Here is a 12,741-nt window from a genome sequence, read left to right as displayed (position 1 = left end):
TTTTTTCATGCGCGCTAGGACTATTCGTCGCCGGCTGAGAAGTCGTAGTCCATCGACTGGCTGGGACCCTGCAAGTAATAGCCCTGGATGTAATTGACCCCGGCCTGCCAGAGTGTGGCCAGCACGCTAGCGCTCTCCACGAACGGCACGATGGTCAGCTTGGCTTGCGCGTGGAGGCTGGCCAGCAAGGTTTTTAGCGCTTCCTGGCTCTCGGCGGTGGACAGGTCTTGCGAGTAGGAGCCGTCGATTTTGACGTAATCGACGTTCATGTATTTGAGCGTGTTGAACGGGTTGAGCGCGCAGCCGAATTGGCACAGGGTGACCTTGCAATGCAGTTCGGCCAGGCCCTGGGTCAGCGCCTTGGTTTGTTTCAGATAGGCAATCGCATCCGGTTCGTTGATCTGGAAGGCCAAGGCGTCGGAGGGTAGCCGCGCGGCCTTGAGGGCCACGCTGAGCCAAGGCAGCAAGGTTTGATCCTGCAGGCTGGCGCTGGACAGATGCACGAACAGGCAGGTGTTGTGACCCTTGGCGCGGTGGTCGGCGAGCAGCTTGATCGAGTTGAGGATCACCCAGCGGTCGATTTTCTCGGCCAGCCCGGCGTCCAAGGCCGCGCTGAGGAATTCGCTGGGCGGTACTTCCTTGCCTTGCGGATTGAGCAGGCGCAGCAGCACTTCGTAGTGCTCGTTGTTATCGCCACGCAGGCTGATAATCGGCTGGAACAGCAGGCGGAACTGGTTGTTATCCAAGGCCTGCTGAAGCATCGCCAGAACGTTGCCGCGATTGGCGGCGGCAGCCAGCTCGCTGGCCGGGCAATAGACGTTGAGGCCGTTGCCCTCGCTCAATTCGTCCGCGCAGCGGTGTGCGCGATTGATCACTTCCTGGGCTTTGGCGGTCGTTTCGTTGAGCCCGGCGCTGCCGATCGATAGCGTGGTTTGGACGGTGCGGCCGCTGACGTCGAACAGATGACTTTCGATCTTTTTCAGCAGGCTGTGCAGGCTATCCTGGCTCTGCTCCGGCGTTTGTCCGGGCTGCAGTACGGCGAACACGCCGTCGCCGAAGCGCGCCAGTTGCGCGTCGCGCGGGAAGTGCTGGCGCAACAGGTTGGCCAGGTCGGTAAGTAGCAAATCGATCCCGGCCAAGCCGACCTCCGCCAACAAGGCGGGATAGCGGTCGACGCGTACGTAGGCCAGGTTGGCCGGCTCGCTATTGCTCACGGCGCGCTGCGCGGCCGCATCCAGCAGCTCGATGAAGTGGGTGCGATTGAATAGGCCGGTGACCAGATCCTGGCTGCTGATTTCCCGCAGTTTCTCTTCCAGTTCGGCATTGCCGCTTTCGCCGCGAATCACCACCTGAATGCAGGGCTCGCCATCGTAGGTCGCCTGGGAAAACCCCATGCGGGCCTGGAAGTCCTGGCCGCTGGCTTTCATACCGCTACAGGCCAGCTCTGCGCCACCTTCGCTGCTTTGGTAGTTCTTCAGGAAGTCCTTGAATCGGCCCTGGTCGGCGCTGGCGATCAGATCGATCATTGGCATGCCTTCCAGCTCGTCGGCATCTTCATAGCCGAATAGCTGCAGGTAAGAGCGGTTGGCATAGACGTGCATGCCATCGTGCACATAGGTGATGGAGTCCACCGAGCTGTCGAGCAATAGCTGACAGCGTTTTTCTGCTTCGCGTAGAGCCACTTCGGCCGTGCGGCGGGCACGACGCTCTTCGAGGTTGGCCAGTTCGCGGTTGGCGACCAGGATCAGGCGTTCGTCTTCGCCTTGGGGCAAGGCATCCTGGGCGCCGAGAGTCAGGGCTTCGGTGACATCGTCGGAATCGTTGCCGACGAGCAGTTGAATCACCGGGATGTCCTTGGCCTGGCGGCGGATCGCGGTGATGGCTTCGCTGGGCTCGAGGTTTTCGCTGCTCGGTGCGGCGATCAGCAAGTCCCAGCTTTGTTGCAGGGCCTCCGCCAGGTCGTCGCTGGAGGTCAGGCGATGGACCCGCGTGGCGCGGCCGGCGTTGCGGAACAGGCTAACAAGGCGCTCGGCCTCGTTCTGCGAGTCTTCCAGAATCAGTAGCCGAATAGTTTTTTTTTCGATGGCCATGGTTTGCTTAAGTCTGCGCTAAACGGGAGCGAAAATGCGACAAATGGTAGGGGTTCGGCAATCTATAGTGACTTCCAAAGTGAGTCAAAATCTTCCTCGCCGCCGTCTTTAGGGCCTTTCTCGGCTGTGAGCGGTTTCCCGGTTGGCTCGCTGGGCGTCTGTTCCACGACGCGATATTCGAACTGATTGAAGCTGCCGCTGCCGGCTTGTTTGCGACTCAGTACGGCGCGGCGTTCATCGCCGTTGAGGTTGATCAGCACCTTGTTGCCTTCCTGGAAGGGCAGGCGCGGGGTGATGAGCGTTGCCGGGCGGGAAATCGCGCTGATTTCCGGCAGCAGCAGTGCGCGCAGGAACTGGCTGTTCTGTTCGGCCTTGCGCAGCAGTTGCAGTCCGCATGGCAGGGCGTGCGGGGCGATCAATTCGATCCCCATCTGCGTGCCGCCGCCGCGCACCTGACGAATCCAGCGCACCAAGGCAATACTCCAGCTTTGTTCCGGTGCGTCCTGTATGCCCAGTAGCTCGCCAGCTTGCAGCTGGGCGGGAACTTCCTTGGGCCAGCTCAGGCAATAACCGCCGGGACTGTGATTGACGATTGGCAAGGTATAGGTCGGATAGTCGTCGTTGCTGATATTGGTCAGTTCGGCTGTGCTTTGGGCCGGATGCGTGTACTGGATTTCCTCGAGCGGCATGCCCTTTTCCCAGTCATTTTGTTGCTGGGCGTCGAACGCGGTTCCCCATATATCGGGAGCGCCTGGTTTGCTATCGGCCTGGAAGACGGCGTTTTTGCTCTGCGGCGGATGCTTGAGCACTTCGTTGAATGGCATGCGCCCTGCCAGGTAATAGTGCAAGGCGCTCATGCCGATGTTGACGGTCAGAGTGCCCTGGCCCGGGGTGCGCTGGAAGGTTCGCTCGGCGATGTCACCCCACGCGGAGCTGAGGTGCTGCAGCAGGTCGAGGCTGACGGTATCCGGCATCAACAAACGCGACTGCGCGCGATTTTCCTCGGGCAGCAGCAAGTATTCCTTGATCGCATCGACCAGCGCTTGCGGATCGATACCGAGCAGGTTGTGCAGCTCGTTTTCCTGGAACAACGATTTGTAGCGCGGTGGACCATCGACCTGGGTGGCGACCACGAACAGGCTGCCTGGCTCGTCGGCCAGTTGCAGGTGCACCAAGGCGCTCCAAGGTTCCAGCACTTCGGCCAGGCGGGCGATGCTGCTTTGGCGCATCTGGTTGCAGCGCGCGCAGCCCAGTAGCAGAGCGACGATGTACGTCTGTTGCACGCTTAGCCCTGGGGTGTGGCGGGCCAGTTTGTCGCGTACCACCACGGTGTTCAGTTTGCGTTGAACGGCGATCTGATAGAGCTGATGCAGTTCGAGCCAGAGCCCTTCCGGGACTGGGCAATACAGCTGGCTGGCGCGAATCAGCGGGCCGCACAGGGCATGGGTGGCGCGCTGCAAGGCAACCGCGAGGAGTTCGGCGCGCTCGCGTTCACGCTCACGCCCGCCGCGCGGTGCTTCCTGGGTGATGATCAGCTTGTAGCCAGCGGCCAGGTGGTTCTGCAGGGCTTGGCAGAGGTTGGCGATCTTGCGCGGGCGCTCATCCAGCACGATGGCCTGGTTGAGGAAATGTCGTTCCAGATGCTTGCAGACGTAATAGACCTCGGCGCGCAGCAGCTCGAGCAGCTGCAGGCGATTGTCGCTCGGGGTAATCAGGTGATTGAGTTCAATCAGGCACTGATAAAGCTGGCGCGCGGTCTCGCCGAGATTGGCCTTGGGCAAGCCGGCGATCCAGCGCTTCAGATCGCGGAAATTAGGCTCGCAAAAAGACAAGCCCTGCTTGTTGGGAGTAGGCACACGTAACAGTAGATGAGGACTCTGTTTTTCCATGTAACTCGTTATCCATTGACTTGGATAATCCAACGACACAGGGCAGCGAGTCGTTTGAAAATACCGGTTTTTTCGAACTCTAGCAGTATCTTGCGAGCGCCGCAGCCGACCGAATTACGGGTCGGCGGACGGCTCACACTAGTCAGTATGCGCCAGCATTGGACTGACGTTACGCCGAAATGTGCGGCGCGCCAAAACGCTGGCCCATCCGGACCGGACTGTCGGCGGCGAGTTCAGCGGCCCATTGCACTTGCTCCGGACCAAACAACACGATGGCAGTGGAGCCCAGCTTGAAACGGCCCAGTTCTGCGCCTTTGGCCAGCTCGATTGGCGCGCGGGCGGCGGCATCGTAGCGAACGGTTTTCAGCTCGCGCTTGGGCGGCGTAATCAGCCCCGCCCATACCGTTTCGATCGAGGCGACGATCATCGCGCCGACCAGCACCACGGCCATCGGACCGCGCTCGGTGTCGAACAGACACACCACGCGTTCGTTGCGGGCGAACAGCTCCGGGACATTTTCCGCGGTCAGCTGGTTGACCGAAAACAGCCGTCCCGGCACATAGACCATTTCCCGCAGCGTGCCGGCCAGCGGCATGTGCACGCGGTGATAGTCCTTCGGCGACAAATACACCGTAGCGAAGCTGCCACCCATGAATGGTGCAGCGCGTTCGCTATCACCACCGAGCAGTTCGACCGCGCTGAAACCATGGCCTTTGGCTTGGAAGATGCGGCCGTGCTCGATTTTGCCGAGTTGGCTGATGGCGCCATCGGCCGGGCACAGCACCGCGTCGGCTCTGGAGTCGAGCGGGCGGGCGCCGTCTTTCAGGGCGCGGGTGAAGAACGCGTTGAAGTGCTCATAGGCGTGCAGGTCTTCGACTTGCGCCTCGCTCATATTTACTTCGTAGCGACGGGCGAACCAGTCGATCAGGCGGTTCTTGAACCAGGCCGCGCGGCATTCGGCGGCGAAACCGATCAGGCGCGACAACAGGTGATGCGGCAGCAGGTATTGGCTGAGGATGAACAAGCGGTCTTTCATGCGGATTCCTTGATGACGCGATTATTGCTCGACGGGCGTGTCGGGATGATTGCCCCATTCGCCCCACGAGCCGGCATAGCCCTTGACGCGCGGATAGCCGAGCGCCTTGGCCACCAGATAGGTGAAGCCGGAGCGGTGATGGGTTTGGCAATGGGTGATGATTTCTTTGTCTGGGGTGATGCCCAGGCCGGCCAGCACTTGCGCGATGTCTTCGCGGATGCGCAGCGCGCGGCTTGGATCCATGCCGGCGGTCCATTCGAAGTTGATCGCGCCGGGAACGTGTCCGCCCTTGCTGGCCAACACCTTCTCGCCGCGATATTCGGCGGGGCTGCGCGCATCCCACACGGCCAGATCCGCCGCGCCCAGACGGCTCTGCAGGTATTCGCGGGTGGCGGTTGGTGCCTCATGCAAGGTCAACGGCAACGGTCCACCGACTGGCTCGGGAACGCGTTGATCGAGCGCACGGCCGTCGGCCAACCAGGCATGCAGGCCGCCATTCAAATAGTGGTAGTTCGGGTGGCCGATGACATCCAGCAGCCAGAGGAAGCGCCCGGCCCAGCCGCCGCCCTCATCGTCATACAGCACGTAGATCGCGTCGGCGTTATGGCCCAGTTCGCCGAACAACGCTTCGAGTTGCGCCTGCGGCGGCAGCAGCCCGGGAATCGGCGGACGGCCGAGCTGGGTGCGCTTGGGATCGACGAAGTGGGCGCCGGGAATATGCCCTTCGGCGTAGCGCGCGGCGCTGGTCAGATCGACCAGGATCAACTCCGGCGCAGCCAGCCGGCTAGCCAGATCGGCTGGTTCGATGACCAGCGGCAAGGTAGAGAAGGCGGACATGATGATCTTCCACATGGAAAGTCGCGAATTGTAGCGGAAGCCGGCGTGCTTGAGGCGCTGCGCCCGGTTCAGGTTATCCAGTGTTTGTGTGGATAGCGCTGTGGATAACCTGGGGAGTTAGCGGTCGAGGCGACGGCCCAGCTGGGCTGCGGCGGGCTTGGTCGAAAACCGCTCAATCGGCGCGGGCGCTTGGATGCACAGCAGTGTTGCGGTGGGCGCGAATGGGTGCCGCTATTGCCCTGCAGGCCCCGTCAATCGGTGGTTGCGGAGGTTTTCTGCGGACTTGCTGAGAATCTGTAGATGGCTATCGGCGGGTCCGAGCGGCGCAGCGCGGTGCACCGGCCAGCTGCTCGGCTCAGCTATCCACCATTGTCGTGGATAGGATTGTGGATAACCTGAGGAGCGCTGAGGCCTGCGCTAGTGCGGCGAGGCTTTGCCGGGGTTGGTGGAAAACTGAGCAATACGTCGGTTATGCAACAGCGCCGCAGCGCCGCGCTTACCGGTGGCGGCTCGCTCAGTTACGCCGCAAGGTCAGCCAGGCGTCGACGCTATAAATCAGCAGGCCGAGCCAGATGCAGATGAACGCGGCCAGCTTGCTCGGTTCGAAGTGCTCGTCGAACACGAATACCGCCAGCAGCAGGACCAAGGTCGGCGCCACGTACTGGAGAAAGCCCAGGGTGGTGTAGGGCAAATCGCGCGCTGCGGCGTTGAAGCATACCAATGGCACCAAGGTGATCGGGCCGGCCGCGAGCAGCCAGAGGGCTTGCGGCGTGCTCCAGAACTCCGCTTGGCTGCTCATCGCCGTCGGATGCCAGAGCAGCCAGCCAAGCGCCAAGGGCAGCAACAACCAAGTCTCCACCACCAGCCCCGGCAGCGCGGCCACCGGTGCCTGCTTGCGGATCAACCCGTAGAAGCCAAAGGTCAGCGCCAGTGCCAGCGACACCCAGGGCAGGCTGCCGACCTGCCAGACCTGTTGGGCAACCCCCAGAGCGGCCAGCCCCACGGCCAGCCATTGCAGGCGGCGCAGGCGTTCGCCGAGCAGCAGCAGACCGAGCAGCACGTTGATCAGTGGATTGATGTAGTAACCGAGGCTGGCCTCCAGCATCCGCCCGTTGTTCACCGCCCAGACGTAGACCAGCCAGTTGCTGGCGATCAACAGTCCGCTGGCGCCCAAGACTGCAAAGCGGCGGGGATTCTCGCGCAGTTCGCGCCACCAGCCGGGATGCTTCCAAACCAGCAGCAGCGAGGCGCCGAACAGCGCCGACCAGAGCGCGCGGTGGACGATGATCTCCACTGCCGGCACCTGCTGGATCGCTTTGAAATAGAGCGGAAACAAGCCCCAGATGACATAGGCGCAAAGGCCCAAGAGATACCCGCGACGCGGGTTGGCGGTGGCCATGCAGATCCTTGTACGAGCGCTGACGGTAGGCCGCTGATTTTAGTCGCCAGGAGCGAGAACTGTCTGGTTGTTCAGTTTTTTACCGCCCGAAGGTGCAATGCACTCGAGTGAACCTTGGCGCCGGCGCCGCGGTCGATTGACAGTGCAATCAACAAGGAGAGATCACATGGATCTGGTTCGCATCATCATCGCCATCCTGCTGCCGCCACTGGGCGTGTTCCTGCAAGTCGGCTTCGCCGGCGCTTTCTGGTTGAACATCCTGCTGACGCTGTTGGGCTACATCCCGGGCATCGTCCACGCGGTGTACATCATCGCCAAACGTTAGGAGGCTGCTTATAGCTCACTCACAGCCTCGCCATCGCCACGCTGATGAGCAGCGCACTGCTCGCCGGCTGCGCCGCGGAAACCGTGGTGACCATGCGTGACGGCACGCAATATCTGATCAACTCCAAGCCGGATATCAAGAGCCTCGATGGCTACTACGAGTTCGAAGATATCGCCGGTAAAAAGGTCCGTGTACGCGCCGACGAGGTGTCGACCATCGAGGAGGAGGGCTAGGCGCAATCGACGGCGGGGGGAGTGCCATTTCGGCGCGCCTTTGTGTAGATTTGCAGCCCACGCCGGATTAGCTCAGCAGGTAGAGCAGCGCACTCGTAACGCGAAGGTCGTAGGTTCAATTCCTATATCCGGCACCATTGACATACTTTCGCCTTCTCCCCAGTTCACCCGGATAAGACGGAAGACAAGAGAAACCGGCCCCTTGAGCCGGTTTTCTTTTTTCCGGGTTCACCCGGGTTCGTCTGGATAGCGGCGCTTTTGTAGGGTGGGGTAGCCGCGTAGCGGCGCAACCCGCCGGAGTCGTCGGCCTGGACAGCAGCGTTCAGCCGGGTCGGTGGGTTATGCCTACGACTATCCGGCAGCACCTGCCTTTTCCTCGGCGGGAAACCGCAAGCCGGCAGTCGGCGCCGGGTTTTCGGTGCCGAAGGGCTGTGCATCCGCGCTTGGCGTTGCCGGTCGGTCTGTTCGTCAGTGCAGCGGCGAGGGTGGTGCAGGCGCTGGCCGTGGCTATCGTCAGCTCGCGCCGGTGGTCGTCCAGCCCAGTACGAAGCCCGCCAGCGCCAGGTAGCGGCCTGCCTTGGCCAGCGTCACCAGCAGGATGAATCGCCACAAGGGTTCGCGCATCGCCCCGGCCACCACGGTCAGCGGATCGCCGATGATCGGCAGCCAGCTGAGCAGCAGCGACCAGCAGCCATAACGCCGGTAGCGCGCCTGGACCTTGGCCAGTTGCTCGGCGTTGAGCGGGAACCAGCGGCGCTCGTGAAAGTGCTCGAAGTAGCGACCGAGCAGCCAGTTGACCAGCGAGCCGAGCACGTTGCCCGCCGTGGCGACGGCCAGCAGCGCCCAGGCGGCGTGCCGACCGTCGAGCAACAGCGCCACCAGCACGGCCTCGGACTGCAGCGGCAGCAGGGTGGCGGCACCGAAGGCGGCGAAGAACAGCGAGGCGAATGCCAGCACGGGAAGGGCTCGAATGCGGGGCGGCAATTCTCGGCGACCCGGCGGCGGCGGACAAGTGCGGCCAAAGGCTGGGCGGTGTGCATGCGGTTATGTATACATGCGGTGATACTTTTGTAGACAATAGTATGGGCGCTAGTCGAAACCTCGTCGTGTTAGTGTTCCTGGCCGCGCCGACAACATCTGAGCTATAGCCGAGTCGATTTCGCTTCTTTGCCGTTATATCTGGAACCCGCCATGTACAGAGTTTCCCCCCAGGAATTACGCCGCGGTTTTCGTACGCTGCTGAAATTCCCTGCCTGCTATCACACCGCCTCGGTGTTCGACCCCATGTCTGCGCGGATCGCCGCCGACCTCGGTTTTGAAATGGGCATCCTCGGCGGATCGGTGGCCTCGCTGCAGGTGCTGGCCGCGCCAGACTTCGCCTTGATCAGCCTCAGCGAGTTCGCCGAACAGGCCACGCGCATCGGTCGGGTGGCGCGCCTGCCGGTGATCGCCGACGCCGACCACGGCTACGGCAACGCGCTCAACGTGATGCGTACGGTGGTCGAGCTGGAACGTGCCGGTGTGGCGGCGCTGACCATCGAGGACACCCTGCTGCCGGCGCAGTTCGGGTGCAAATCCACCGACCTGATTCCGCTCGCAGAGGGCGTCGGCAAGATCCGCGCAGCATTGGAGGCGCGGGTCGATCCGGAGCTGGTGATCATCGCCCGCAGTCACGCCGGCGTGCAGACCACCGAGCAGGTCATCGAACGCGCCGTGGCCTATCAGGAAGCCGGCGCCGACGGCATCTGCCTGGTCGGGGTGCGCGACTTCGAGCACCTCGAGGAGATCGCCGCGCATTTGCATATCCCGCTGATGCTGGTCACCTACGGCAACCCCAAACTGCGCGACAACCAACGCCTCGCCGAGCTCGGCGTGCGCATCGTGGTCAACGGCCACGCGGCGTACTTCGCGGCGATCAAGGCCACCTACGACTGTCTGCGCGAACAGCGTCAGTTGGATGGCAGCATCGGCCTCAGCGCGTCCGAGTTAGCGCACAAGTACACCGAGCCGGAGGACTATCAGGCCTGGGCGCGCGAGTTCATGGACGTCCGCGAGTAGTGACGGTGGTTATCGCGAATTCATTCGCGATGCTCTGAGCGGCTATTGGCCTTCGCGGCCTATGGCCGCTCAGAACGTAGGGCGGGTGAAACCCGCGTGGTGCCTCTATCGGCGGGTTGCACCCGCCCTACAAGAGCGATGCGCAATTTCGTCTTTTCGTAGGAGCGGATTTATCCGCGATCATCGCAGTGCTCGTCACCCGGCTTGTAAAACGACTGACGGGCGCGCATATCTGGTCAATAACTGAACAGTTGCGGAGGTGCGCGATGGCCGGTGGCTGGACCAACGACGACAACATCCAGGAGCAGATCGACGACAGCATCGCCGATGCCATCGCCCGGGCGCGCAGCGAGATTCCGCGTGGCGAGAGCCTGACTCACTGCGAAGAGTGTGACGCACCAATCCCCGAGGCGCGGCGCCAGGCGGTTCCCGGCGTGCACCTGTGCGTGAGTTGCCAGAGCGTGCATGACCAGGAGCAGAAGGCCGTCAGCGGCTACAACCGGCGGGGCAGCAAGGACAGTCAACTGCGTTGAATTCTCCGCTATGGTTAGCGGCATATTGCCCGTCAGCCATCCGGAGTCCCCATGCCGAGCCTGCAGCATCGTCTGGTCGTCCTTGCCTTGCGGTTGATCCGCCGGAAACGGATCTGGGCCTCGATTCCCAACCTTCACGCCAGCCTCGCCGAGGTCCGCCAGAGCGGGCCGGAGCGGCCGTCCGAGCGATTACAGCGCGAGTTCGAGGTGCGCCACGAATGGCTCGACGGCCAGGAGCTCTACACCCTGGCACCGCGCGCGCCGATGGCCGGAGCGAAGCATCTGCTGTACCTGCACGGCGGTGCCTACGTGCGACCGATCAGTCGCTACCACTGGGGATTGCTGGCCGATCTGGTACGGCGCAGCGGCTGCACCATCAGCGTGCCGTTCTACCCGCTGGCGCCGGAACATACCTGCCAGCAGGCTCTGGCGTTCGCCCACAAGGCCTGGGCGCTGGCCCGCGAACGTGCCGGCAGCCAGCCGCTGTTGCTCGGCGGCGATTCGGCCGGTGGCGCGCTGGCGCTGGCGCTCGCCTTCGCCCTGCGCGAGCGGAACGAGGCGCTGCCGGAGTGGCTGCTGCTGATCTGTCCGTGGGCGGACGTGCGAATGACCAACCCCGCGTGCGCGGCGATCGAGCCGCGCGACCCGATGCTGGCGCTGGCCGGAACCCGCGAGGCCGGGCGCTTGTACGCCGGGGAGTTGTCGCTGGAGCATCCGTCGGTGAGCCCGCTGGAAGGCGAGTTCAGCGGCCTGCCGCCCCTGCTGCTGGTCGTCGGTACCCGCGATACAGCCTGTCCGGATGCCCTGCTGCTGGCGGATAGGGCCCGCGCCCAGGGCGTGACCGTCGACCTGGTGCGCGGCGACGGGCTGGTGCACGTCTGGCCACTGTTTCCGATCCCCGAGGCCGATGCCGTGCGCGAGCGGATGGCGTGCTTGCTGCGCTGAGTGGCGGGAGGCGCTTGGTCCCGCTGTTGCAAGCGTATCGTGCGCGCCGCCCGTCACTCGGCGAGCGAGCGATGCTGCGTCGAGCGTCGGCGGTCAGCCGTAGCGTTTCTTCGCCTCGATGGCCAAGCCGCTGCCGATGCTGCCGAACAGGTTGCCTTCGACCAGCCGCGCCTTCGGCAGCATCGTCGCGATGCTCTGGCGCAGCGCCGGCACGCCGCTCGAGCCGCCAGTGAAGAACAGCGTGTCGACTTGCTCGGCGCCGATCCCGGCGTCGGCCAGCAATTGGGTAACACCGCCGCGAATGCGCGTGAGCTGGCTGTCGATGGCCGCCTCGAACAGGCTGCGGCTCAGCTCGGCGACCAGCCCCGGCTCGACGCGGCCGAGGTCGATGGAGTGCTGCTCGCTATCGGTCAGGGCGATCTTGCTGTCTTCCACCTGCATCGCTAGCCAGTGCCCGGCGCGCTGTTCGATCAGGCTGAACAGGCGGTCAATGCCGGTGCCGTCGACGATGTCGTAGCGCATGTTCTTCAGCGCCAGCTGGCTCTTCTGCGCGTACGCCGCGTTGATGGTGTGCCAGGTGGCGAGATTGAGGTGGTAGCTGGTCGGCATGAAGGCGTCGCTCTTCATCCGGCTGCCGTAGCCGAACAGCGGCATCACGCCCTGCAGGCTGAGTTGCTTGTCGAAGTCGGTGCCGCCGATGTGCACGCCGCCGGTGGCGAGGATGTCATCCTGCCGCTCGGCCACTTCGCGGCGCTCCGGCGCCAGGCGCACCAGCGAGAAGTCCGAGGTACCGCCGCCGATGTCGACGATCAGCACCAGCTCTTCGCGCTCAATGCCGCGCTCATAGTCGAACGCCGCGGCAATCGGTTCGTACTGGAACGACACGTCCTTGAAACCGAGCTTGCTCGCCACCTCGACCAGGGTGTTTTGGGCCAGCAGGTCGGCCTGCGGATCGTCGTCGACGAAGAACACCGGCCGGCCTAGCACCACCTGCTCGAACTCGCGCCCGGCCGCCGCTTCGCCGCGCTGCTTGAGCTGGCCGATGAACAACCGCAGCAGTTCCTTGAACGGCAGCGCGCTGCCCAGCACGGTGGTCTCGCTCTTCAGCAGACTGGAGCCCAACAGGCTCTTCAGCGAGCGCATCAGCCGCCCTTCGTAGCCGTCCAGGTACTCGTGCAGGGCCAGGCGGCCGTACACTGGGCGGCGTTCCTCGGCGTTGAAGAACACCACCGAGGGCAGGGTCAGCTTGTCGTCCTCCAGGGCGATCAGCGGATCGACGTCGGGACGCCACCAGCCGACGGTGGAGTTGGAGGTGCCGAAGTCGATGCCGAGGGCGTTGGCGGGCTGAGCGAAAGTCATGGCGCAGGCGGTCCGGAAAAAACGGCCGCGCAGTGTA

General features: G+C 63.4%; 12 protein-coding genes and 1 tRNA gene. 6 read left to right on the top strand and 7 right to left on the bottom strand.

Going from position 1 to position 12,741, the window contains the following annotated elements:
- Window positions 1–20: 20 nt before the first annotated feature.
- The 5 genes from NVV93_RS17040 to rarD all read right to left on the bottom strand — a co-directional run bounded on the left by NVV93_RS17040 (window position 21) and on the right by rarD (window position 7,251).
- Window positions 21–2,090 (bottom strand): EAL domain-containing protein, encoded by a 2,070-nt coding sequence (locus NVV93_RS17040; RefSeq protein ID WP_258251823.1) that lies wholly within the window; start codon window positions 2,088–2,090, stop codon window positions 21–23.
- Window positions 2,091–2,152: 62 nt separating this feature from the next.
- On the bottom strand, window positions 2,153–3,979 hold the full coding sequence (locus NVV93_RS17035) for a molecular chaperone (protein WP_258251822.1): 1,827 nt from the start codon (window positions 3,977–3,979) through the stop codon (window positions 2,153–2,155).
- A gap of 169 nt (window positions 3,980–4,148) precedes the next feature.
- Window positions 4,149–5,021 (bottom strand): archaetidylserine decarboxylase, encoded by an 873-nt coding sequence (gene asd / locus NVV93_RS17030; RefSeq protein WP_258254404.1) that lies wholly within the window; start codon window positions 5,019–5,021, stop codon window positions 4,149–4,151.
- A 15-nt stretch (window positions 5,022–5,036) separates the two neighbouring features.
- Window positions 5,037–5,852, bottom strand: a complete 816-nt coding sequence (gene rhdA / locus NVV93_RS17025; protein ID WP_258251821.1) for a thiosulfate sulfurtransferase — start codon at window positions 5,850–5,852, stop codon at window positions 5,037–5,039.
- A gap of 514 nt (window positions 5,853–6,366) precedes the next feature.
- The gene (gene rarD, locus NVV93_RS17020; RefSeq protein ID WP_258251820.1) at window positions 6,367–7,251 is read right to left on the bottom strand and encodes an EamA family transporter RarD; all 885 of its coding nucleotides are present in this window, start codon (window positions 7,249–7,251) and stop codon (window positions 6,367–6,369) included.
- Between the two features lie 166 nt (window positions 7,252–7,417).
- Between rarD and NVV93_RS17015 the strand changes: the two genes are divergently transcribed.
- The 3 genes from NVV93_RS17015 (at window position 7,418) to NVV93_RS17005 (ending at window position 7,946) form a co-directional block, all read left to right on the top strand.
- Window positions 7,418–7,576, top strand: coding sequence for a YqaE/Pmp3 family membrane protein (locus tag NVV93_RS17015; protein WP_205348471.1), 159 nt, complete (start codon window positions 7,418–7,420; stop codon window positions 7,574–7,576).
- A 44-nt stretch (window positions 7,577–7,620) separates the two neighbouring features.
- On the top strand, window positions 7,621–7,809 hold the full coding sequence (locus NVV93_RS17010) for a YgdI/YgdR family lipoprotein (protein ID WP_258251819.1): 189 nt from the start codon (window positions 7,621–7,623) through the stop codon (window positions 7,807–7,809).
- A 61-nt stretch (window positions 7,810–7,870) separates the two neighbouring features.
- Window positions 7,871–7,946, top strand: a tRNA-Thr gene (locus tag NVV93_RS17005).
- A 376-nt stretch (window positions 7,947–8,322) separates the two neighbouring features.
- Here the strand turns inward: NVV93_RS17005 and NVV93_RS17000 are convergent.
- Window positions 8,323–8,766 (bottom strand): YqaA family protein, encoded by a 444-nt coding sequence (locus NVV93_RS17000; protein WP_258251818.1) that lies wholly within the window; start codon window positions 8,764–8,766, stop codon window positions 8,323–8,325.
- 234 nt (window positions 8,767–9,000) lie between these two features.
- Here NVV93_RS17000 and NVV93_RS16995 point away from each other — a divergent pair, with 234 nt between their 5' ends.
- The 3 genes from NVV93_RS16995 to NVV93_RS16985 all read left to right on the top strand — a co-directional run bounded on the left by NVV93_RS16995 (window position 9,001) and on the right by NVV93_RS16985 (window position 11,345).
- Complete coding sequence (locus tag NVV93_RS16995; protein WP_258251817.1) at window positions 9,001–9,867, top strand: oxaloacetate decarboxylase; 867 nt, start codon at window positions 9,001–9,003, stop codon at window positions 9,865–9,867.
- 266 nt (window positions 9,868–10,133) lie between these two features.
- A complete protein-coding gene (locus tag NVV93_RS16990; RefSeq protein WP_258251816.1) occupies window positions 10,134–10,400 on the top strand; it encodes a DksA/TraR family C4-type zinc finger protein in 267 nt (88 codons plus the stop codon).
- Window positions 10,401–10,451: 51 nt separating this feature from the next.
- Window positions 10,452–11,345 carry an alpha/beta hydrolase fold domain-containing protein gene (locus tag NVV93_RS16985; RefSeq protein ID WP_258251815.1) on the top strand — a complete coding sequence of 298 codons (894 nt, stop codon included), beginning with the start codon at window positions 10,452–10,454 and terminating at the stop codon, window positions 11,343–11,345.
- Between the two features lie 93 nt (window positions 11,346–11,438).
- Here NVV93_RS16985 and NVV93_RS16980 read toward each other — a convergent pair whose 3' ends face one another.
- The gene (locus NVV93_RS16980) at window positions 11,439–12,704 is read right to left on the bottom strand and encodes an Hsp70 family protein (RefSeq protein WP_258251814.1); all 1,266 of its coding nucleotides are present in this window, start codon (window positions 12,702–12,704) and stop codon (window positions 11,439–11,441) included.
- Between the last annotated feature and the right edge of the window lie 37 nt (window positions 12,705–12,741).

Source organism: Pseudomonas sp. LS44 (genome assembly GCF_024730785.1).
Lineage (GTDB): Bacteria > Pseudomonadota > Gammaproteobacteria > Pseudomonadales > Pseudomonadaceae > Aquipseudomonas.
The sequence above is the reverse complement of the archived record's forward strand: the minus strand, read 5'-3'. Positions and strand labels throughout refer to the sequence as shown.

What these genes read in the sequence shown, in the direction of transcription:
- NVV93_RS17035 (WP_258251822.1), bottom strand. Translation starts at nt 3,979, where the DNA reads ATGGAAAAACAGAGTCCTCATCTACTGTTACGTGTGCCTACTCCCAAC.
- NVV93_RS17010 (WP_258251819.1), top strand. Translation starts at nt 7,621, where the DNA reads ATGAGCAGCGCACTGCTCGCCGGCTGCGCCGCGGAAACCGTGGTGACC.
- NVV93_RS16990 (WP_258251816.1), top strand. Translation starts at nt 10,134, where the DNA reads ATGGCCGGTGGCTGGACCAACGACGACAACATCCAGGAGCAGATCGAC.
- rhdA (WP_258251821.1), bottom strand. Translation starts at nt 5,852, where the DNA reads ATGTCCGCCTTCTCTACCTTGCCGCTGGTCATCGAACCAGCCGATCTG.
- NVV93_RS17015 (WP_205348471.1), top strand. Translation starts at nt 7,418, where the DNA reads ATGGATCTGGTTCGCATCATCATCGCCATCCTGCTGCCGCCACTGGGC.
- NVV93_RS17040 (WP_258251823.1), bottom strand. Translation starts at nt 2,090, where the DNA reads ATGGCCATCGAAAAAAAAACTATTCGGCTACTGATTCTGGAAGACTCG.
- NVV93_RS16980 (WP_258251814.1), bottom strand. Translation starts at nt 12,704, where the DNA reads ATGACTTTCGCTCAGCCCGCCAACGCCCTCGGCATCGACTTCGGCACC.
- rarD (WP_258251820.1), bottom strand. Translation starts at nt 7,251, where the DNA reads ATGGCCACCGCCAACCCGCGTCGCGGGTATCTCTTGGGCCTTTGCGCC.
- NVV93_RS16995 (WP_258251817.1), top strand. Translation starts at nt 9,001, where the DNA reads ATGTACAGAGTTTCCCCCCAGGAATTACGCCGCGGTTTTCGTACGCTG.
- NVV93_RS16985 (WP_258251815.1), top strand. Translation starts at nt 10,452, where the DNA reads ATGCCGAGCCTGCAGCATCGTCTGGTCGTCCTTGCCTTGCGGTTGATC.